Below are 20,297 nucleotides of genomic sequence, written 5' to 3' on the forward strand. Positions count from 1 at the left end.
AAACTTAACTTAATTATACTAAAAAAAATTATTAACGTTAAGATGCTAAGAGAATCTAATTTATAAATTATCAATATAAGAAAGTTTTTCTCCAGACTTAAAACTATAAATTACATAGAGATAATTTCCATTATCTTTCTTATAAGTGATTTCCCAAACTGGGGTATCCTTATACCACCCCAATTCCACTTGAGGATTTTTGTAATTAGGATACTGCGTATTAAATAATTTTAATACTTTTTGCTCACTAATACCATCTTTTGAATTATAAAGATACGATTTTTTACTTTTTGGAAGATAAATAAAGTAATATTTTTTCCCTTTTTTATCTGTTCCTAGTAAGCTATTACTTTCTGTATCCCCACTTAAATGGTACGTCTCTTCAACTTTAGTAATTGGTGTTTTCTTAAGGGCAATCTTTTCGACTGCTTTTTCTCCTTGTGCTCGTGAATTAGTACCGACTAAAAAAATAACCACACAAATACCATAGATTATGATTAAAGTGGCAATAATCCCACCTAAAATTTTTAAACCTCTTTTAACTGTTTGATTCATGTTTAAATCTCTCTGCAAGTAATTTTCTTAATTCTTTTCTTGAAACTTTTTTAGCTCCAACTGGTAAACTCTTTAAAAAATTTTTACCATAATTTTTGTGCCAAAATCTTTGATCTAAAATTACAAAACTACCATAGTCTTTTTCATTTCTGATTAATCTTCCCACTCCCTGACGGAAACGAATAATAGCTCGTGGAAGAGTATCTAATTCAAAGAAATGGCTCCCAACTTGTTGTTTCAGTCGTTCATCTCTTAATTTAATTTCTGGTTGATCTGGAGATTCAAATGGTAGGCGTGTAGCTACCACAAGATCTACACCACTATCTTTAAAGTCCATCCCTTCCCAAAAAATATTTGCTCCTAAAAGAATTGATTTTTTGGCAATCCCAAATCTTTTAGCTAGACGCTCATTAGAGCCTGTAATTCCTTGGGCTAAAATTTCATAGTCTTTCAATTCTGGCGCATTATTTATTTTAGCAAAAACTTCTTTAATAGTTGAGAGATTAGTAAATAAGACTAACACATGATTTTGTTTTTTAATATCATTAATCAAAAAATCTGTAATAAAGTCTGTATATTCTTCTTCATTAGGATCTTGCGGAGCCTTTTCATCATCCAAAGCTAAAACCTGAAGGTGCTTTTCTACTGGATATGACGGCTTTGCACTGTAAAGTAAAGTCTTACTTGGATCTAACTCTAATTCTTTCAAAGAATAATTATAACTACCCTGTTGAGTTAAAGTAGCAGAAATAAATAATTTCTTTTTAAAATTTTGATATAGTTGCAATAATTCAGCTTGCGGATCTAAAGTTAACCATTGTAAATTCGTTGATAAAGGATCTTCAATATTTGTAATTTGTAAAACAAATCCCTTTTCGCCAAATTTACTTTGATCAGTTAATTGATCACTCAAGAGAAAGGTTTGCTGAGAATAATAATCTATCTTATCAATTTCCTCTTGTAACTCAATAATTAAACTATCAATAATTTGTTGGTTACTTGCAGAATTGCGGTATAAGATCGACTCAACGTTATTTACATCCCGACGAACCAGTTCAATTTTTCCCTGCAAAAAATTAAGCTTTTCCTTGAAGTTAGCTATATTTGGAAATAAAGCATAGCCTTGAATTCCTAAATTAACTCGTTCTTGATTCCCATATTCCTTTGTAAGAGCCTTGTCTTTTTGTGCATATAATTCTCTTTGAATATTATTAATAGCATGAATCAAATCATCGATTTCTTTCTCAAGTTTCTCTAAGTAAAAAGTTACTTGTTTATTTTGAGAAAATTCGTTTTTAACACTCTTATCTGCAAATAAGAGTAAATTTTTTAAATGATTTGCTACACCCCAAAAACTTTCAAATTGAAGAGAATCATTACGAGAATTAGCTACATTATCAGCAAAACGATGCGCTTCATCTACAACTAAATATGGATTTTGTCCCCAAATTGAATCTAGATAGTGGTTGGCAAGATAAGCATGATTTGTAACTAAAATATCTGCTTTTTCTTGCTTATCCCGGGCTAAGTTCCAAAAATCATATTCAGAAAACGTAGTACCTATTCTTGCATCCCCTGGATGGCGAATCATTTCAAATAAAGGATCTTTAAAATTAGTTAATTGTAATTCGTCTAGGTCTCCTGTCTTTGTTTCTGTCAGCCAGATAATAATTTTCATTTGTAAAATTAAGGTTTGAAGAGGCCAGTTTTTTTGTAATAAAGAGGCGTAAAAATTATCTAAATCTATATAGTGTGAACTTGCTTTTACCTCTTGCGCCGAAAGATCCAAGCCCGTTATTTTTAATAATTGCGGGATTTCCTGATGCATTATTTGTTCTTGTAAAACTTTAGTAGGAGTCGCAATAACCAGCTTTCGTCCTGAATATAGTTCATAAGCATAGGCCATTAAAAAACTTAGTGTTTTTCCGCTCCCATTAGGAGCTTCAACAACCATGTTTTCTTCTTTAGAAGAACTTAAAAAGTTGTGGATTCTATTAATCAGGCTAACCTGTCCTCTTCGAAAACGTACAATATTTTTAAAAAGAGCTTTCTTTTCATCATCGCTTTCTGGAAATGTAGTCTGTTTTGTAGAAACTTCCTTACCAACTTGTTCAGTTTGTCTTCTCAAAACAAGATTTTTTACTTGAACTAAATCTTTAGGGAGTTTTCTTTTCTGTAAACGCCTTTCTTTCGTAATTTCAGCGAAAACATCTGCAGTATTTTTTACCAATCCTTTGGATAAAGAAGTTAAAGTATTTAATGTGGATTGAGGAAGAGACTCAAGTTTTTCAATTATTTGAAGCAGCAGTTGTCCTGTAACGTAAGCATCTGAATCAGCCTGATGAGGATTTAAGTGTTCAATATGTAGCCGATCAGTTAAATCTTTCAGTTTATAAGATGGAAATGTAGGAAAAGCAATTTGTGCTAATTCTACAGTGTCGATTGCTTTGAGATTTAAAGGTTTTAAACCTGCATTCTCTAATTCGTAATTTAAAAAAGGAAGGTCAAAGTTAACGTTGTGTGCTACAAAAATGGTATCTTTTAAAATTTCTCGTATTTTACTTGCATAGTGAGAAAACTCTGGTGCGTGCTTAACTTCTTCATTGCTGATTCCTGTCAAATTTTCCACTGACAAAGGAATTTCTTTGTTGGGATTTATTAAAAAAGAATATTTTTTTACAATTTTACGATTTTTGATAATCACACAACCAAATTGGATAATTTTATCTCCCTGCTTTTTTTGTGTACCTGTTGTTTCCAAGTCAACTACTGCAAACGTATCTTTTGAAAATGCTTGGCTCATAAAATATCCTCCCTTGTTTATACTCTTAGTCTAATTTTACTAACTTCTTTGCGTCAAGTAAAACAAGAAATTTTGACTTAACTTTAACATCCTCAATCTCATTTAAAGCAGCTTCATATAGACGGAGCTGACCACTATATTTTTGTTTTATCTTCTCAATTGCAGTTTCAAGATTATTTTTATCAATGTAGTCTGTCTTGTAGTCAAATAAGACAATACCATCCGTATCCTTATAATATCCATCAATAGTCCCATGAACTAAAATTTCTGCAGTAGGATCAGAAAAGTTATCAAAAATCTTCGTTCCTTTGACTAAGCTTGAAAAAGATTGTTCACGATATAACTTAGTTGGATTTTTCCAAAAGTTTGCAGAAAACTCACTAGTTACGAACCACTTAATGGCCTCCTTATCGATGTGTGGTATCATATCAGGATTAAGCTTCCTCAAGTTAACTAGCATTTCAATTTCTTGATCTAAATTTTCTGCAGTAGGAGCATTTGTATAATCGTAATATTGCAAAATTAAGTGTGTTGCTGTTCCAATCTCTGCCCCACTAAATTTTTGGGTTTGTAAAAAGCTTGGTACTGGATCGATTGGTTGTAAATATCGATTTGAAGATTTAATGAGATGGGCATTTTTTAATTCTGGATCTATCTTATCATTAAAGGCATCCTTAATTTCCGAAACGGCTTGATAAGCGGTTGTTTGCGTAGCATCTTTGAATGGGTATTTAAAATTATATAGTTCTTCTACTTTTTTCTTAAGAGTTTCAGGAATTTTTTCTTGAATATCGTTTTTTGAAATTGAACTTATTTGTTTATTTTCCTGGTCTTTATAAGTTAAGTAAACTAGCTGATTACTGTATTCTATATCATGATTGATTTCAGAAATTTCTTGGGGAGTTCCAAGAGAGTCCCTGAGAACATCATCCATAAAATTTAGATAAGAACTATTATTCTTAGCATTTGTTTTTTGACCTACTAAGATTAGTTTTTGACGTGCTCTTGTTAAGGCAACATATAGAATTCTGGCTTCTTCCTCTAAATCTAGTTTTTTCTTTTCTTCTTTAATTGCAGACATTAAGAGAGATTGCACATAAAAATCTTCTGTTTTAATTTTTAACCCTATCCCTAATTCTGGAGAAATCATATATTTCTTTTTGCTATCTTGAAGAGAAAAAGGCTGCTCTAGTCCTTCAACAAATACAATCGGAAATTCTAATCCTTTAGATGCATGGATTGTCATTAATTGAATTGAATCGTTAGCACGATCACTTAGTAATGGCTGAGCGAGATCACGGTCATTTTTACGCATTTTTTCAATAAAGTTTATAAATTGATATAGTCCTTTAAAACCTGCACTTTCATACGAACTTGCGCGTTCATATAAGGTTTGCAAATTGACTCGTCTTTGCTGCCCGTTGGGAAGAGAAGTAACAATTTCTAATAAGTGCGTCTCTTCATAAATACTCCAGATAAGCTCTGAAATTCGATGATTAGTGGTGAAGTTTCTAAAAAATTCTAATTGTGCTAAAAACTTCTTAACTCTCTTGCCTAATTCATTATTAGTACTGGCATAATTGGCAACAGCTTCAAAGAAATCAGCCGAATTTTTTGATTTAATTCGAATTTGCGCAAGTTCTGGTTCAGTAAAGTTAAAAATTGGAGATCGTAGAACTGATACTAAAGGTATATCCTGATGAGGGTTATCAATAATGCGCAAATAGTTCATGATCATTACTAATTCAAAAGTTTGAAAGTAATTTTCTGCGTCTGTGATAAACAAAGGTAAATTAGCTTTAGCAAATTCCTGCATAATTTCTAAATTGTGACTCTTTGTACGCGTCAAAATTGCAATGTCTGAATAACGTATTAAACGAGTTCTTTTTTCCTTCTCATCCCAAACTTCAAATTTTTCTTCAATAAGATGATTAATTCGATTAATTATTCCTCTAAATTGATGACTTTTTTCTGTTTCACCATCTACATAAATATATTCACTCGCACTTGGAATATCTTCATTTTCGTCAAAATCGGCTGCATGTTGCAATTGAGCTTCTTTTTTATAATTAATCCCACCAAATTCTTCAGTCATTATTGAATTAAAAAATTTATTAACTGTATTAACTACGTTTGAGCTAGAACGATAGTTTTTTGAGAGAATTATTCTTTTGTGATCTTTATTTTCTGATTTAAACTCATTATATTTTTCTAAAAAGAGTTTAGGTTGAGCCTGTCTAAAGCCATAAATGGATTGCTTAACATCTCCTACCATAAACACCGCATTTTTTCCTGGCTTCTTTAAGGCTTGAATGATACTTTCTTGTAAATAATTAATATCCTGATATTCGTCAACTAGAATTTCTTCAAATTTATTTTGGTAAAACTCTTGTGCTAAATCGGAGTTGGAATCGTTGCTAGTCAAAATTTCATAAGCAAATTGTTCCATATCTTGATAATCAAGAAGTTTTTGTTCTCGCTTAAAACTAGCATATTTTTCAATAAATTCTTTTTCTACCTGCGCAATTATTCTATTAAGTTTGTAGTTAGCATTGAGATAACTAAGTTGCTTTTTTTCTTCTTCAATGAAATATGTAGCATAAAATTGTTTTAATTGCTCTTCTGTTTCCTTTTTGTAAAGTTTAAAGTCTTCATAAGTTGGGCTGTCTTTAATTACTTTTGATTCAAGAGTTAAAGTGGAAAATTGAGAGCGTAAATCATCATAGGCTGAATTGTTATTCAGATTAGTTAAAAAAGTTTCTGTTGCTTGGATAAATTTATTTAAATTTGTAATGTTGAAGGCATATTTTTCAAGGATTTTTTTGTCGGTTTCGGTGGTTTGTTCTGTTTGCAAGCGATTTGTAAAATCGCTTGCTTTGTTTTTTATTTTATCTATTTTTTGTAAAAGTAACACTTTTATGCTTTTATTCCAAAAATTTAAATTTGTAATGCTTTTTGCTTCTTGGTCACCAACTTTTTGTAAAAAATTCAAATAATTTGGCTGCGTCATTACAATATTGTATAAATCATGGATTAAATTTTGTGCTTCCTCTGCATTACTATCACCCGCAAAATTATCATAAAACTTTAAAAACTCCTCATCTTCATTTTGAAAATGCTGCTCCTCTACTTCCTTTAAAGCCCGTTCTTTTAACAGCATCCCTTGCACCTCATCAGTCAAGATACTAAAACTTGGATCTAGCCCAATTACATAATAAAATCTCTTAATTACATCTAAACAAAATGAGTCAATAGTTGAAATGTTAGCTACATCAACTTTAAGCAATTGCTCTTTTAAAAAATAATTTTTGGGATCCTCATTTACTGCGCGAGAAAGGCGAGCCTTTATTTTCTCTTTCATTTCACTAGCTGCTGCCTTAGTGAAAGTAATAATTAATAAATCCGTAATTGGGACATGGTTAAAAATCTTTTGTATTACCCTTTCTACTAACACCGCCGTCTTCCCCGACCCAGCTGAAGCCGAAACTAAAATATCCTTACCATTAGTTTTAATTGCTTCTTCTTGTTCTAAAGAAAAACTTATTTTTTTACTCGTCATTATCTTTCTTCCCTAATTTTTTATCAATCTCATCTATTAACTGTGAACTATCTTTTATCGTTGGCAAATCATGGTATTCATTTTCTGGTAACATTGGATCAAAGAAAAAGATATCTTTATAATCTGAATACTTAAGTGCCGTATTTTTCCCATCCCTGAATGGATTCAATGCGATTTTTCCGCTTAGTATTTTCTGAGCAGCTTGTTTAATCAAAAAGTCATTATACTCAAGCAGCTTATCTAGCTGATTAGGGGAAAAGATTACTGTTTTCCCCTTTCTTTTACTAAAAGTTTGATCTTTGTTTAACTGAACACCATTGTAAAAATCAGATTTTCTACTTTCTGCCAAAGTTGGCTCAATTTCCTTTAACAAAGATAAATCTTTTACCAAAATTCCTCTATACTGAACTTGTTTGCGATTTTCGGCCTTTAAATCTTTTACTTTAAATCCTTTTTGAATGTTAGTTTTCTTATTTATTAACTCTCTTTTATTCGCAATTGTTTGATAAAAAGCACCCATAATTTTTAAAGGCTTATCACCATCAGCAAAGTAGCCGGCATTTTTATTTAAAACGTCTAGATATGACATCATTTGTAATGAAATTCCAGAAAAGAATTTGTTCATTTCAAAATTCTTTTCAGACGACTTATAATCAATCAATTGTGCTATCGTTTGGTCATCAATTTGAGCTAGATCTATGCGATCAATTTTTCCTCGGAGTCCTACCTGATGCATTTTCCCCTTAAAATCTGGTACTTCAAATTTTAATCCCTTAACTTTTTGTGAACTTCCGAAACTTAATTCTGAATACTGAGGCCTAAAAAGAGTTTGATTTAAATGATTATGCCAAAAATTAGCTACATAGTTAGTAGTAGAGTCCAATCGTTTAAATAAATACTGATTAAATGGATCATTTAAAAGTTGACGATATTGGCCCTTTTTTTGTAACTCTAATTGAATTTCTCTTAGAATCTCATATAGTTGTTCTATGCTAATACCTGCTAAATCTAAATGATGAGCTTTTAAATATTTAACCAAATTATCAAAAGTTTCATGATAGTAGTTTCCTGCTTGGATAACATCCAATTCATTCTCAACTCTTTTATGAAGTCTTAACCCATAATTCAAAAAATATTCAAATGAGTTTTTGTAATAGGTTTCTAACTGAGAAATTGAGGTTTCAATTGTTTGACCATATAGCTCTTGTGCCAACTCTTCACTTAAATCTTCTGGAACATTCTTAAATTCACTGGACAAGATTAAATGTTGTGCTAACTCGGGTTCTTTCGGACTAGTCAATTCCACTAATGCCTGTGCATAGGAAAAATTATTATTCTTCATATAAGTTAAATAACCCAAACTAGCTTTAGGATTTGTAACAAATGAAAGAACTTCTTCCTGATTTACAGGTAAGTCACGCTGTCTTTTTTCTGGCTGCTCTGTTAATCTACAAAGTTCCTTATAGTACAAAGACGGTTGCATTTTTTCATTTGAAGCATTCAAAATGGGGTAAGAAAAATATATCTTATCTGAAGCTAGACTTAGTACATTACCAAATTGATAATTTTGATCTAAATTATTGACTTTATGAGAATCTTCTAACTGATTTTCACTTTCAGTAATTGTATTATTAATTTCTTCAATATTTTCACTACTTAAAAAACCAGGGGTAGTTTGTAACTGTGGCAAATTAGTACTAGTTGCTCCCAAAATAAAGACTTGTTTATATTTTGGAATCTGCACCATCCCTAATTCGGAAATATTCACAGCATCTAATGTTGAAGGAATTTGAGAAAAACTTGCCTCTCCAAACCCACTAATTAATAAATCAAAAAATGAGTCAAGATCGTATTCTTTTGCAATTAATAGGTAGTCCTTAATTAAAGTTTGTAATGTCGACCAAACTTGCTCAGGTTCCTGCGCTAATTGTAAATCACCAGTATCAATAGCTTGTTTACGCCACTGCTCAAATCTTTCCGGAACATGATTTTCAACTAAAAAGTTCCAAAATTTATTTATTCCTTCTTCTACCTCTGTTACCTGCTTTAATTGCTCGATGATGGTTTTGATGGTTTTCAGTAAATAAGTTCTTAACTTATCTAAAGTTTGGACCTTCTCTTGAGCATTATCCAATTTAATGACATTAGCATCTACAAAATCTGTCAGGGGTCTTTCCCAAAGAGAAAAGTTTATTCCATGAGCTAAGACAAAATTTTCTAGATTATCTAGGTCTTCTTGATACTGTTGTTCAGTTTGATACCAATCTGGAAGAAATAACTTTGTTTTAGCAAAGGCTAAGATATTTGTAGTAGAAAAATTACCCTTGGCTATTTTTCTTAAACTTTCAATGACTACCACTAGTGGATGATATTTCATTTGTTTTTGTAAATCATTGAAGAATGGAATTTTATTTTGGCGCATAATTGGGGCTAAATAAGTTTCGTATTCACTAAGATTTGGTGCTAAAACTAAAAAATCACGATAACGATAATTATGTAAGGCAACTTGTTGATAAATTGTTCGTGCAACAAAATAAGCCTCTGCATATCGTGAATCCGCCTTTATAAAATAGGTAAAATCTTTAAATTCATTACTATCTTTAAACGGAGGAAGCTCTTGCACCCACAGACCATTTAACTTTTCAGCTTTTGAGATTTTATTCTTACTTAGGAAAGCTTCTTCTTTAACCTCTAATCCTTGCTGGAACCAACTTGCTTTTAATTGCTTAATAGTTTTTTGCACAATGTAATCGTAATCTCCTACTTGAGAAGTTTTCTTTATCGTGCCATCCTTTGTTTTAAAAGCAAAAGTTATATTATTAGCTTTAGTAGAAATTAACTGGACATTTTTCAATTCTTGAGATGTAAAATGCGAAAAATCTACAAAGAAGAAATTCATTTCTTTTAAGTTCTTTGCCTTCATCAAAAACTTGTTTAATAAATTTTCTACTTCATCTTTTGTAGCAAATTTATCAGAGAGTCTAGCACTGAAAGCATGATAAATTAGTTTTAAATCATGAATTTTTCTTTTAGTTTCTTTATCACCAAGCCCATCTTCATCAATTTCTTCCAAATCTAAATTTCCTTGTTTAATTGAAAGCATTGCTTCATAGACTTGTTTTAATGAGCCATTATTAACTTCTGAATCTTTAAAGATCAATAAATTATCTTTATTTTCCTCGACAATTTGTTTCAAAAGCATGACACTTCCAGCATCATCCAAAATCTCTGGAAAATTAATTTTTTCATTTTTTAAAAAGAACCATGCCAAGCGGGAAAATGAGAGTACCTGCAAATTTTTTACGCTTGATTTTTTATACCTAGAATTTAGAGTGCTTAAAACATCTATTTCTGTGGTAAACTTTATATGATTTGGTACGATAATAAAAGTTAACTTATCTTCGTCATCTCTATAACATTCAATTGCACGTCGAATAATTTCTTCTTGTAAATTATCAGTTTGACGTCCAGTTAGTAAATTAATCAATTTACGACCTCCTCAGAGCTAGTTAGTCAATTTCTTGCTTTATGCGAACACGTATTCTAATTATACAAAAAAGATAATTCAGAGAAAAGAGGATAAAACGAGAAAATAATGAATAAAACTACTGTTACAAGTCATGGAAAAGTAATTCTCATTGGTGAACATTCTGTTGTTTACGGCAAAAATGCCTTTGCAATGCCAATTAAAGCTTTGCAGATCAAGACGACTATTGAACCTCTTGCTGTAGGTAATAGTCAAATGATCACAAAAAACTATCACGGCGATTTTCTTAGTGCACCAGCTACTTATGATGGTCTTAAATATATTTATAAAACTTTAACTTCTCGCTTATCTTCTCCTCCCACTTTAAAGATAACCTATGAAGGAGAAATTCCAATAGAACGTGGTTTAGGATCAAGTGCAGTAGTTGCGTTAGGCACTACGAAAGCTTTAAATGAATTTTTAAACCTTAATCTTTCTAAAAAAGAAATTATGAAAATTGCCAATCATGCAGAAATGATTAATCACGGAAAAGCTTCAGGTTTAGACACAGCTACGGTTAATTCTGATTATTTGGTAAGTTTTAGTAAAGCAACTGGTCCCACAGCTCTTAAAAGTCATCTAGGAGCAAGTCTATTAATTATGGATAGCGGTCAGCTTGGCAATACTCGTCAAGCTGTTGAATTAGTTCGAAAGCAACTTGAAACTACTCAAGATGGTAAAACGCGCATTGACCAACTTGGCTCATTAGCCAATGATTTTAAAAAAGCATGGCTTAGCAAGGATATTTTTAAAATTGGTGATATCTTTAACCAAGCCCAAACAATTTTAGCTTCTTTCCATCTTTCCACTTCTAAAATTGATCAGATCATTGAAGTAGCTAATGCAAGTGGTGCTTTAGGAACAAAAATTTCAGGTGGTGGTTTAGGTGGTATTGTAATCGCCCTTTGCCCTACGAAAGAAATAGCTCAGCAAATTATCGGAAAAGTAAAAAGTAACATCGTTAATTATTGGATAGAGGAAATTTAATAATGAATAAAAAAACAGCACGCGCCCATACTAATATTGCGTTAATTAAATACTGGGGTAAAGCCAATCCTGATTTAAAGCTTCCTTTAATGTCCAGTCTATCTATGACACTAGATGCTTTTTATACTGACACAACTTTTGAACATAGTCCTGAATTAACAGAGAATAGCTTCTATCTAAACGGCCAAAAACAAGATTTAAGCAGTAGTAAACGAGTCTTTGAATATATTAAACGCCTCCAGAAAATGTATGGTTTCAACGACCACTTTAAAATATCTTCGATTAATCATGTCCCCACTGCTGCTGGCCTTGCCTCTTCTGCCTCTGCATTTGCGGCCTTAGCTGCTAGTTTTGCAAGTAGTTATCAACTTGATTTAGATAAAAAAGATCTCTCTAAACTTGCCCGCTTAGGATCAGGTTCAGCAACACGTTCTGTTTATGGTGGTTTTGTCATTTGGGAAAAAGGAAATTCTCATGATACTTCTTTTGCTACTTCCCTTATTGAAAAACCAGCTTGGGATTTACAGATGTTAGCAGTTGAAGTAAATACCCACCCTAAAGAAATTTCTTCTTCTACAGGGATGAAATTAGCTCAATCTTCTCCCTTTTACCAAAATTGGCTTGCTCGTAATCAAGAAGAGATTGATTTAATGAAAAAGGCTATTGATAACAAAGATTTCACTCAATTAGGAGAACTAAGTGAATTATCAGCTAACGAAATGCACTCCTTAAATTTAACTTCCCAGCCTAGTTTTACTTATTTTTCTCCTCAAACAATTGCTCTAATCAATTTAGTTCATAAATTACGTCAGCAGGGTATCGAATGTTATTATACGATTGATGCTGGCCCGAACGTTAAGATTCTTACAAAACATAATTATACTGAAAAGATTGTTAACTCTGTTCAGGAACTGTTTCCTAATGTTAAAATAGTTACTGCAGGTTTTGGTCCAGGAGTGACCATTTTAAACTAATATGATTGAATAGATTAGAGGAAATTCTTTTGATAACTGAAAAAGCACCTGGAAAGTTATATATTGCTGGCGAATATGCAGTTTTAGAACAAAACTGTCCAGCTATTTTAGTAGCACTTAATGAATTTGTAACTGTTTCAATTGAAAAATCGACTGGATCTTCAGGATTAATTCATTCCAAGCAATATTCTCAAGACTCCCTTCATTGGGTTCGCCAAGGTAATCAAATGGTTATTGATAATCGTGATAATCCTTTCGAATATATTTTATCGGCTATTAAATTTACGGAACAATTTTGCTTAGAGCAAAAAATTTCAATGTCACTATACGATTTACATGTTAATTCTGACCTAGATTCTCCAGATGGTAAAAAATTTGGTTTAGGTTCTTCAGCTGCAGTTACTGTTGCAACTGTCAAAGCTATTTTGAAATTTTATGGTTTAAATTGTAGCAAAGATCTTATTTTTAAACTTTCAGCTATTTCTCACTACAGCGTTCAAGGAAATGGTTCAGCAGGTGACATTGCAGCCAGTGTTTATGGTGGCTGGTTAGCATACCAAACTTTTGACAAAAAATGGCTAAAAAAAGAACTCAAAGCTAAAAGTTTAAGTGCTGTTTTAAATGAAGCATGGCCTGGATTAAAAGTACAACTTTTAACTCCTCCAGATGATCTCGAATTAGTTATTGGCTGGAGTCAAAAGCCAGCATCTACTTCTCAACTTGTTGATAAGACAAATGCTAAAAAAGCCCACATTCGTCATCAATATGAAGATTTTCTTCAAAATTCTCGCGAGTGTGTTCTAAAAATGATTGAAGGGTTTGAAAAGGGCGATATTTCAATTATTAAAGATCAAATTCGAATTAATCGCACCCTTTTAAAAGAATTTGCGGCTCTCAATCATATTGCAATTGAAATTCCACGCCTCAGCAACTTAATTGAAGTTGCTGAACAGTTTGGTGGTGCCGCTAAAACCTCTGGTGCTGGAAATGGTGATTGTGGTATCGTAATCGCTGACACCAATACAAATATTGAACAAATGAAAGTCCTATGGAAAGAAAATGGTATTTTACCATTAAATTTTTTAGTTCATTCCATTAATTAAAGAGGTTCTTATGTCGCAACACTCCCAACGAAAAGATGATCACTTAAAATTAGCAAAAAAGCTCTTTTCTTCTTCTCATAACGAACTTAATCAAGTCCACCTTATGCGACCTGTTTTACCAGAAATAGCCCTTTCCGAAATTTCACTTACTACTAAACTTTTTAACAAAATAGTTAGTGCTCCTTTTTTTATTAATGCAATGACTGGTGGATCAGCTAACGCAGAAGTTATCAATCGGCGTTTAGCTCAAGCAGCTGCTAAAGAAAACATTGCTATGTCATTAGGATCAGCTAGTATATTAGAAAAAGAACCTAAACAACTAAATAGTTTTTTAGTTGCTCGACAAGAAAATCCTCATGGTTTTTTATTTGCTAATGTCAACCCTAATACTTCTCCAAAAACAGCCGCTAAGATTGTCAAAATACTCTCTGCCGACGCTCTTCAAATCCATTTAAATGTCTTACAGGAAATTGTAATGCCCGAAGGAGATCGAAACTTTCACTGGTTAGATAACCTGAAGAGAATTCAAGATAGCGTAGAAGTTCCTGTCATCTTAAAAGAAGTTGGCAATGGAATAAGCAAAAAGAGTTTAGCTTTTTTGAAAAGTAACGGCTTTGAATATATTGATATTGGTGGAAGTGGTGGAACTGATTTTGCCACTATTGAAAATAATCGTCGTGAAAAAAATAAGCTAAATTTTATCGATGATTTAAATCTATCTACTGCCAAATGTCTGCTTGGAGCTCAAGAAAATCCACCTGAAATTTTAATTTCTTCAGGAGGAATCACTACTTCAATGGATATTTTTAAGTCCTTGATTCTAGGAGCAGACTTTGTTGGAGTTGCTAACTTATTTCTACAACATGCTGATTCTACAACTAATCTTATTCAGTTAATTCAACAATTAAAATCAGAATTAACTACTTTATGTGCTATTTTTGGCATAAGTGATTTTTCGTCTATCTCTAACATTGACTACTACTTAGATTCAGATTTATTTAATTATTTTAAACAAATTAATACCAAAAAAGTTGACTAACTCTTTTAGAGTTAATCAACTTTTTTAATTACGAAGTCCTTTAGGATAAAAGTTTTTTAGAATATTGTCCCCACCTACTTTACCAAAACTAAAAATATTTCCTTGGTAGCTTACTAAGACAAATCCTCTTAATTGATTATCAGTTAACTTAATACTTTCACCATGAACAAACTTTTTAAATTCTTCTTCACTTAATTTTATTTCTTCCGTTTGTGGCTTTTGGCCCAATACTTCAGCTAATGCATGTGAAGGTTCAAAACGATTCTTTTTTAATAAGCCTAACTCAACCCCATTATTTAAAACATGTAATCCTTTTAATAAAACTGGATTTAAGGCTGGAAAAACCACATGATCATTTCTCTTAATAGTCTTCTTCTCCCAGTTTTCCATTTCTGTGGGTAAGTTAAATTTATCAAGAACTTTTTTAATTAGTTCAACTTCTTTTTTATCAATTTTTTCAAAGCTACTCTTTGTTTTTTCCTTTTTTCGCTTCTTTTTCTTTTCCTTCTCTTCTTTGGGTAATTCTCCTGGTTTTTGCAATAAACTCACAAACTGGCCTTCTCCAATTCCATTTTGAAACCACATTCTAACGGTATTTTTTAAATTTTCTTGCTCATCTCCCCATTCGGGCTGACCTGCACTCATCCCTGGATAGTGTTTAAGTGGTAAGATCTTAAAATCATAATTTTCTACTAGCCAACTTACTATCTCTTCATCTTCTTCTGGCGCATAAGTACAAGTTGAATATACCAACATCCCACCTGGCTTTAGCATTTCTACAGCAGAGTTTAAAATTTCTTTTTGCCGACTTTGACAAGTTAAAACATATTCTTGTGACCAATATTTAATTGCATCTGGCTCTTTACGAAACATCCCTTCCCCAGAACAAGGAGCATCAACAACAATTTTATCAAAGAAATTTTTAAAATTATCTACCAAGCGAGCTGGATTTTCATTAGTTATCACACTATTTACAGCTCCCCATCTTTCTAAATTTTCCCGTAAAATTTTAGCTCTAGCAGGAGATATTTCATTGGCTACTAATGTTCCTTTACCTTGAAGCTTTTCTACTAGCGCTGTTGACTTTCCTCCAGGAGCTGCACATAAATCTAATACAACTTCTCCTGGTTTGATTTGTGCTGCTTCTGCTGGATACATGGCAGAAGGGTCTTGCGAATATACTTTTCCTGCTAACCACTCACTATCTTTTCCTGAAGCTGTCCCATAATATCCATTCTCAGTAAAAGATACTCGACTATCTAGCGGATAACCTACATCTTTAAAGCCATTCTTTAAACTGTTTAATCTAAATCCCTTTGTCTTATCTTCAGCTTCAATTGCTTTAAAAAACTTAGCTGCTTCTTTTTCTCCCAGCAACTTATTATATTTTTCTTTAAACTCGGTCGGTATTTTTTGCATGATTTTTATCCTTTCGCTGGTTAAAAAGTAAACTTAAACCATAAGTAGCACATTCTAATAAGTAAATAATGAAATATAAGCCCAGTAAAGATTGCTTATTTAAGAAGAAGCATAAAGCTTGAATTGCTAAATAAGTAAAACCGATTAAAACTAAGTTTTCCATTACAAATCTAAAAATATTATTTTTAACTAAGAACTGAATAATATCTCTTTTAACCAGTAATCTTCTATTTTGGTTACTGTCAATCATTCCCCAAATCCAAGAACTACATAAAATAACTACTACACATAATAAAGTGAAGATGAATTTTTTAGTTGGATTAATTCCGTGCTGACGGTTATAAGTTGTTGCATAGTCTACCACTTTGTGGGAGGCCTTTAACTGTTTAGCTAAAGTAGTAGCTTGTTTATTACTTAAACCATCTACAGATATGATATAATTTTTTAGTTTCTCATTGGCAGTTGGTAAATTAACTCCAGTGATTAGGTAGTATCCCTTTGCTTTTGCTGAATTTTTAAATTGGCCAATTACACTAATATACTGATTATCTAGTTTTAAATAGGGATGATTTTGATAAGTAATAACATTATTTTTTGCAGCCTCTCCCACTACTGCTAAGGGTACTTGATTGGTAAAATCACTCTTTGAAAAATAACGATCACTACTTTTTTCTAGAGGTAAACTTGAAGGAGTATAATTAGCCCAAATTAAAACTCTATCAGTATCATATTTCGACTTTAGATGAACCTGTATTTGATTATTAGGATACTTATTTAAATCCGTAATTAATTCTTTAATAGTTTTATTATTACTTACCTTATAAACATTATACTTGGGTGACAAACCATTATTATTTAAAATACGGTCTGCTTGCTGGGACTGTTGGAGTGATAAACTCAACCCAATTCCAACTAAAGCCAGCAAATTTATCACCAAGAGAAAAACTTTTTTTATATTTATCATTTTTACCTTATTCCATAAAACCTTTCATCTATAAAATCAAAACTTTGAAATACTTGATTGATCTTCTTTATTTTCTTTTTATCAATTAATTTTGCTTCTTGCCAAAATAGCGGCGTATTTGTTGCGCCATCCTTTTCACCAATAAAAAGTAATTTTGTGCTCAAATCGTAATATTTACGATAACTTTGAAGTAATTTATAATCTTCACTACCAAAATTAGGCGCCCAAGCACATAAAATTATATCTACATCGGGATACTTTTTTACTGCTTGCTCAGCGGTTAGTTTTTCTACTGGATAAAATCGATTACTACCAGTTTGAGAGGTTTTCGCCCATTCTAGTGAATCAGTTGCTTTTGTCTTAATACCCACCTTATTTAAAGCTAAGGACCAATAACCGTTACCAGCCATTACCTCTAAAGCGGTTTTAGCATTAAACTCTTCTTTTACCATTTCTGCAGCTGCTAAATTAGGTAACGACCAGATACCATACTTTCTTGATAAATAGCTTCTAAAGTTAGTTAATAATTTATTTAAGACATTTAAGTCTTGAACTTCACTTAAAGTTAATCCTTCACTGATTTCCTCAAACTCATCTGGGAAAATTTCTAATCTTGCAGGCATTGTGGATATTACATCTTTTTTACTAATTTTATCGATAATTTTTTCTACTTCTACTACTCGTTTATGAACAAGCTCTGAATTAATTGTTCTATCTAGTGTAATTAATTTATTTACTAAATTTTCCATTTTATTTATCCTTTACAATAGATTTTAACATTCAAAAACATAAAAAACAGTTATAATAGAATAGTAAAGATAAAGGAGTTAGATTTATGGCAAAGGATAATAAAAAAACCTCTCAAAAAGAAGAATCTTGGGGGAAATCACTACTTGAAATTGTAGTAATGGTTTTAATTTTCATGGGAATCTACTTTATTATTTTTAGATTCTTTCTTTCCAATGAAACTGTCTCAGGGCCGTCAATGCAGCCGACATTTGAAAGTGGCGACCGAATTATTGCAGTTCGACATACTAAGTTGCAAAGAGGAGATATTGTAATCTTAAAGGCCCCTGATGAGCCAGGTGCTCTTTATATTAAGAGAATTATCGGCTTACCTGGTGATACAGTGGAATCAAAAAATGATGTCATGTATATCAACGGGAAACCAATCAAGCAACCTTATTTAACCCAATATGAAAAGAAATTACCTAAGGGACAACTTTACACTAATAATTTTTCTTTACAACAACTTTTTGGAGTTAAGCGAGTTCCTAAAAACTCCTACTTTGTAATGGGTGATCATCGGAATGTCTCAAAAGATTCCCGACTGATTGGTTTTATTAAAAAGAGTGCAATTATTGGAGAAGTTAAGTTAAGATATTACCCACTTAACCAAATCAAGTACTTTAGTAATTAGTTTAGAAAGGACTTTACAATGAATACAAATGATTTAATGGACGCAATTATTGATTACGAAGTTAAAAATGGAATTAATGATACCGCATTAGCATTTGGAAGTCACTTATCTGTTGAAAAAATCCACGCAATGAAATCTGGTCAAGATAATTTTACTAATGAAGAAGTGGAGCAAGTTTTGAGTTACATTCAAACTCACTAATATCAACATTTTTCGATGAATTACTAGATAATTTCTTGTATGCCAAATGTGTACCAAATAATTATAAAATAACTGCTTAATATTTTCATCCCCTGTTAATTTAGAGGGTGAAAAGATATTAAGCAGTTTTTTTGCCTTAATTAACTAACAAGCTGGTTTCATCTTAGCAACAAATTATCCAGTTTTTATCAGCTTATCCCATTATAAAACTCCCAGTTTGGATTCTGATTCTTTATCCAATCTGGGAGTTATTTTTTATTTACTATCTTTTAAATAATGTCCAATTTTTAACCAATCTTGTTCAATCGTCTCTTGTAGTTTACGTCGATATAAAACGGCTGCAGGATGGTACTCAAGAAAAATCGTGTACTTATCTTTTGACCATTCATATCCATCTTCATTTTGATTTAATTGTAAGATTGCTTGATTTTCTAAAACTTTGCCATGATCTGTCGAAATTTTGTATTCTGAGCCTAATAATCGTTCACCTGCAGTTGAGCCCATTACTACGATGATCTTTGGCTTTACTTGCTCTACCTCATAATCAAATAAGGGCGCATGAGCTAAAATCTCTTTCTTCGTCGGCTTACGATTAGGATACTTAACTATTTTTGTATTAAGCTTTTTATCAAATACTTTCTTTTTACTATAAGGTCTACTTCTTACAACCGAAGTTATGTAAACATCTTCCCTTTTTAATTTTAACAAAGCAAGTGACTTCATCAATTCTTTCCCTGAGCTGCCATTAAAAGGAATATTGGTTTTAATCTCATTACATCCTGGTGCTTCCCCAACTAACATTAATACAGGGTTCACAGGACCAGCACCTTCATTTATACCTTCTAGCTGCATCCCTTGACTTCGTTGCCTTACCTTTTCTAATAATTTTTCTGGATATTTCATATTATTAGACTATTTTCCTTCGTAATAATTTTTTAAAAGCCAAATATTGATTAAACTAAATATTACCACAAAAATTCCCACAGATACATTAAATACGCCAAAGCTTTCTAAACTACCACTCATTAGTGAGAGAGCAATAGATAGATTATTATAAAGTTTTTCAATAAAGTTGAGTGAGATAATTAATAAAACAATAAATAAAACAGTTAATACGATAAAACGGTACAAACGATTAAATTTTTCTGGTAAAAAATCTACAATTACTCTGGAACTGAGATTAAGAAGTGTTACCCCAGTGTAAAAAATTAGGATAATTAGTAGTAAAGCTATCAAAAAAGATAACGCAAGTAAAATAAACTCTGGGCCTCCATCTTTAAACTCATTTCCGATTTCCCTTAAAGTCGCAGGATTAAATAGCCCATCTTTTTTATTACTAAATAGAATTCCTAATCCTCTTCTTACATATTTATTAAAAAGTAAAGGTAAAGATGTGAGAATTACACCTACAATCTGCAAAAGCCCTAAGTAAATCCCACCAATAATATCACTTAATAAGTTTCCTAAATATAATTTGGTTGAACTTACCGGTACTAATCTCCAAGTATTTGACCCATAAACTTGCTCATTTTTCCAAGCTGAAATTACTAAGTACAACATATCAACTATCGGTGCTAATATACTAAAAATTTGTACCAAGACGGTTAAATTATGAAAGGCTGCTGTTTTTAAATATCCAAAAATGCTCAAAAGTACAGTTGCAACTACTTGGAGCAAAATTAATGTTTTTACACTTCGCCAACGTATTGACAGAAGTTCTCTAAATAAAGCACTAAATTTTGTCATT

General features: G+C 31.8%; 15 protein-coding genes. 6 read left to right on the forward strand and 9 right to left on the reverse strand.

Features of this window, described 5'->3' with window-relative positions:
- Window positions 1–60 precede the first annotated feature (60 nt).
- Genes FP433_RS04335 through FP433_RS04350 form a run of 4 tightly spaced genes read right to left on the reverse strand, consistent with a single transcriptional unit; the run spans window position 61 to window position 10,404 of the window.
- Window positions 61–555 (reverse strand): hypothetical protein, encoded by a 495-nt coding sequence (locus FP433_RS04335; RefSeq protein WP_265486494.1) that lies wholly within the window; start codon window positions 553–555, stop codon window positions 61–63.
- The gene (locus FP433_RS04340) at window positions 539–3,358 is read right to left on the reverse strand and encodes a helicase C-terminal domain-containing protein (protein WP_265486495.1); all 2,820 of its coding nucleotides are present in this window, start codon (window positions 3,356–3,358) and stop codon (window positions 539–541) included. The genes FP433_RS04335 and FP433_RS04340 overlap by 17 nt, the downstream gene beginning before the upstream one ends.
- Window positions 3,359–3,383: 25 nt before the next feature.
- Complete coding sequence (gene addA, locus FP433_RS04345) at window positions 3,384–6,917, reverse strand: helicase-exonuclease AddAB subunit AddA (RefSeq protein WP_265486496.1); 3,534 nt, start codon at window positions 6,915–6,917, stop codon at window positions 3,384–3,386.
- A complete protein-coding gene (locus FP433_RS04350; RefSeq protein WP_265486497.1) occupies window positions 6,907–10,404 on the reverse strand; it encodes a PD-(D/E)XK nuclease family protein in 3,498 nt (1,165 codons plus the stop codon). Before FP433_RS04350 ends, addA begins: the two co-directional genes overlap by 11 nt.
- 108 nt (window positions 10,405–10,512) lie before the next feature.
- Between FP433_RS04350 and mvk the strand changes: the two genes are divergently transcribed.
- The 4 genes from mvk to fni are packed head-to-tail and all read left to right on the forward strand — an operon-like array spanning window position 10,513 to window position 14,546.
- Complete coding sequence (mvk, locus tag FP433_RS04355; protein WP_265486498.1) at window positions 10,513–11,430, forward strand: mevalonate kinase; 918 nt, start codon at window positions 10,513–10,515, stop codon at window positions 11,428–11,430.
- 2 nt (window positions 11,431–11,432) lie between these two features.
- Window positions 11,433–12,404 carry a diphosphomevalonate decarboxylase gene (mvaD, locus tag FP433_RS04360; protein WP_265486499.1) on the forward strand — a complete coding sequence of 324 codons (972 nt, stop codon included), beginning with the start codon at window positions 11,433–11,435 and terminating at the stop codon, window positions 12,402–12,404.
- A gap of 29 nt (window positions 12,405–12,433) precedes the next feature.
- A complete protein-coding gene (locus FP433_RS04365) occupies window positions 12,434–13,507 on the forward strand; it encodes a phosphomevalonate kinase (RefSeq protein ID WP_265484475.1) in 1,074 nt (357 codons plus the stop codon).
- Window positions 13,508–13,517: 10 nt separating this feature from the next.
- Window positions 13,518–14,546, forward strand: a complete 1,029-nt coding sequence (fni, locus tag FP433_RS04370; protein ID WP_265486500.1) for a type 2 isopentenyl-diphosphate Delta-isomerase — start codon at window positions 13,518–13,520, stop codon at window positions 14,544–14,546.
- A gap of 24 nt (window positions 14,547–14,570) precedes the next feature.
- Here the strand turns inward: fni and FP433_RS04375 are convergent, their stop codons facing one another.
- Genes FP433_RS04375 through FP433_RS04385 form a run of 3 tightly spaced genes read right to left on the reverse strand, consistent with a single transcriptional unit; the run spans window position 14,571 to window position 17,678 of the window.
- A complete protein-coding gene (locus FP433_RS04375) occupies window positions 14,571–15,965 on the reverse strand; it encodes an RsmB/NOP family class I SAM-dependent RNA methyltransferase (protein ID WP_265486501.1) in 1,395 nt (464 codons plus the stop codon).
- Window positions 15,940–16,929 (reverse strand): hypothetical protein, encoded by a 990-nt coding sequence (locus FP433_RS04380; RefSeq protein ID WP_265486502.1) that lies wholly within the window; start codon window positions 16,927–16,929, stop codon window positions 15,940–15,942. The genes FP433_RS04375 and FP433_RS04380 overlap by 26 nt, the downstream gene beginning before the upstream one ends.
- A gap of 2 nt (window positions 16,930–16,931) precedes the next feature.
- Entirely contained in the window at window positions 16,932–17,678 is a 747-nt protein-coding gene (locus tag FP433_RS04385; RefSeq protein ID WP_265486503.1) for an SAM-dependent methyltransferase, read from the reverse strand.
- A gap of 86 nt (window positions 17,679–17,764) precedes the next feature.
- On the opposite strand from FP433_RS04385, the gene lepB reads away from it, so the two are divergent.
- On the forward strand, window positions 17,765–18,349 hold the full coding sequence (gene lepB / locus FP433_RS04390) for a signal peptidase I (protein ID WP_265484470.1): 585 nt from the start codon (window positions 17,765–17,767) through the stop codon (window positions 18,347–18,349).
- Between the two features lie 18 nt (window positions 18,350–18,367).
- Window positions 18,368–18,550: an LBP_cg2779 family protein gene (locus FP433_RS04395; protein ID WP_265484469.1), complete on the forward strand. Its 183-nt coding sequence runs from the start codon at window positions 18,368–18,370 to the stop codon at window positions 18,548–18,550.
- Window positions 18,551–18,805: 255 nt separating this feature from the next.
- On the opposite strand, the gene FP433_RS04400 is transcribed toward FP433_RS04395, so the two are convergent.
- Both FP433_RS04400 and FP433_RS04405 read right to left on the reverse strand, forming a co-directional pair.
- Window positions 18,806–19,453 carry a uracil-DNA glycosylase gene (locus FP433_RS04400; RefSeq protein WP_265486504.1) on the reverse strand — a complete coding sequence of 216 codons (648 nt, stop codon included), beginning with the start codon at window positions 19,451–19,453 and terminating at the stop codon, window positions 18,806–18,808.
- Between the two features lie 9 nt (window positions 19,454–19,462).
- Complete coding sequence (locus FP433_RS04405; protein ID WP_265486505.1) at window positions 19,463–20,296, reverse strand: hypothetical protein; 834 nt, start codon at window positions 20,294–20,296, stop codon at window positions 19,463–19,465.
- Window position 20,297: the final 1 nt, after the last annotated feature.

This window comes from Lactobacillus sp. PV012 (genome assembly GCF_014522325.1).
Lineage (GTDB): Bacteria > Bacillota > Bacilli > Lactobacillales > Lactobacillaceae > Lactobacillus.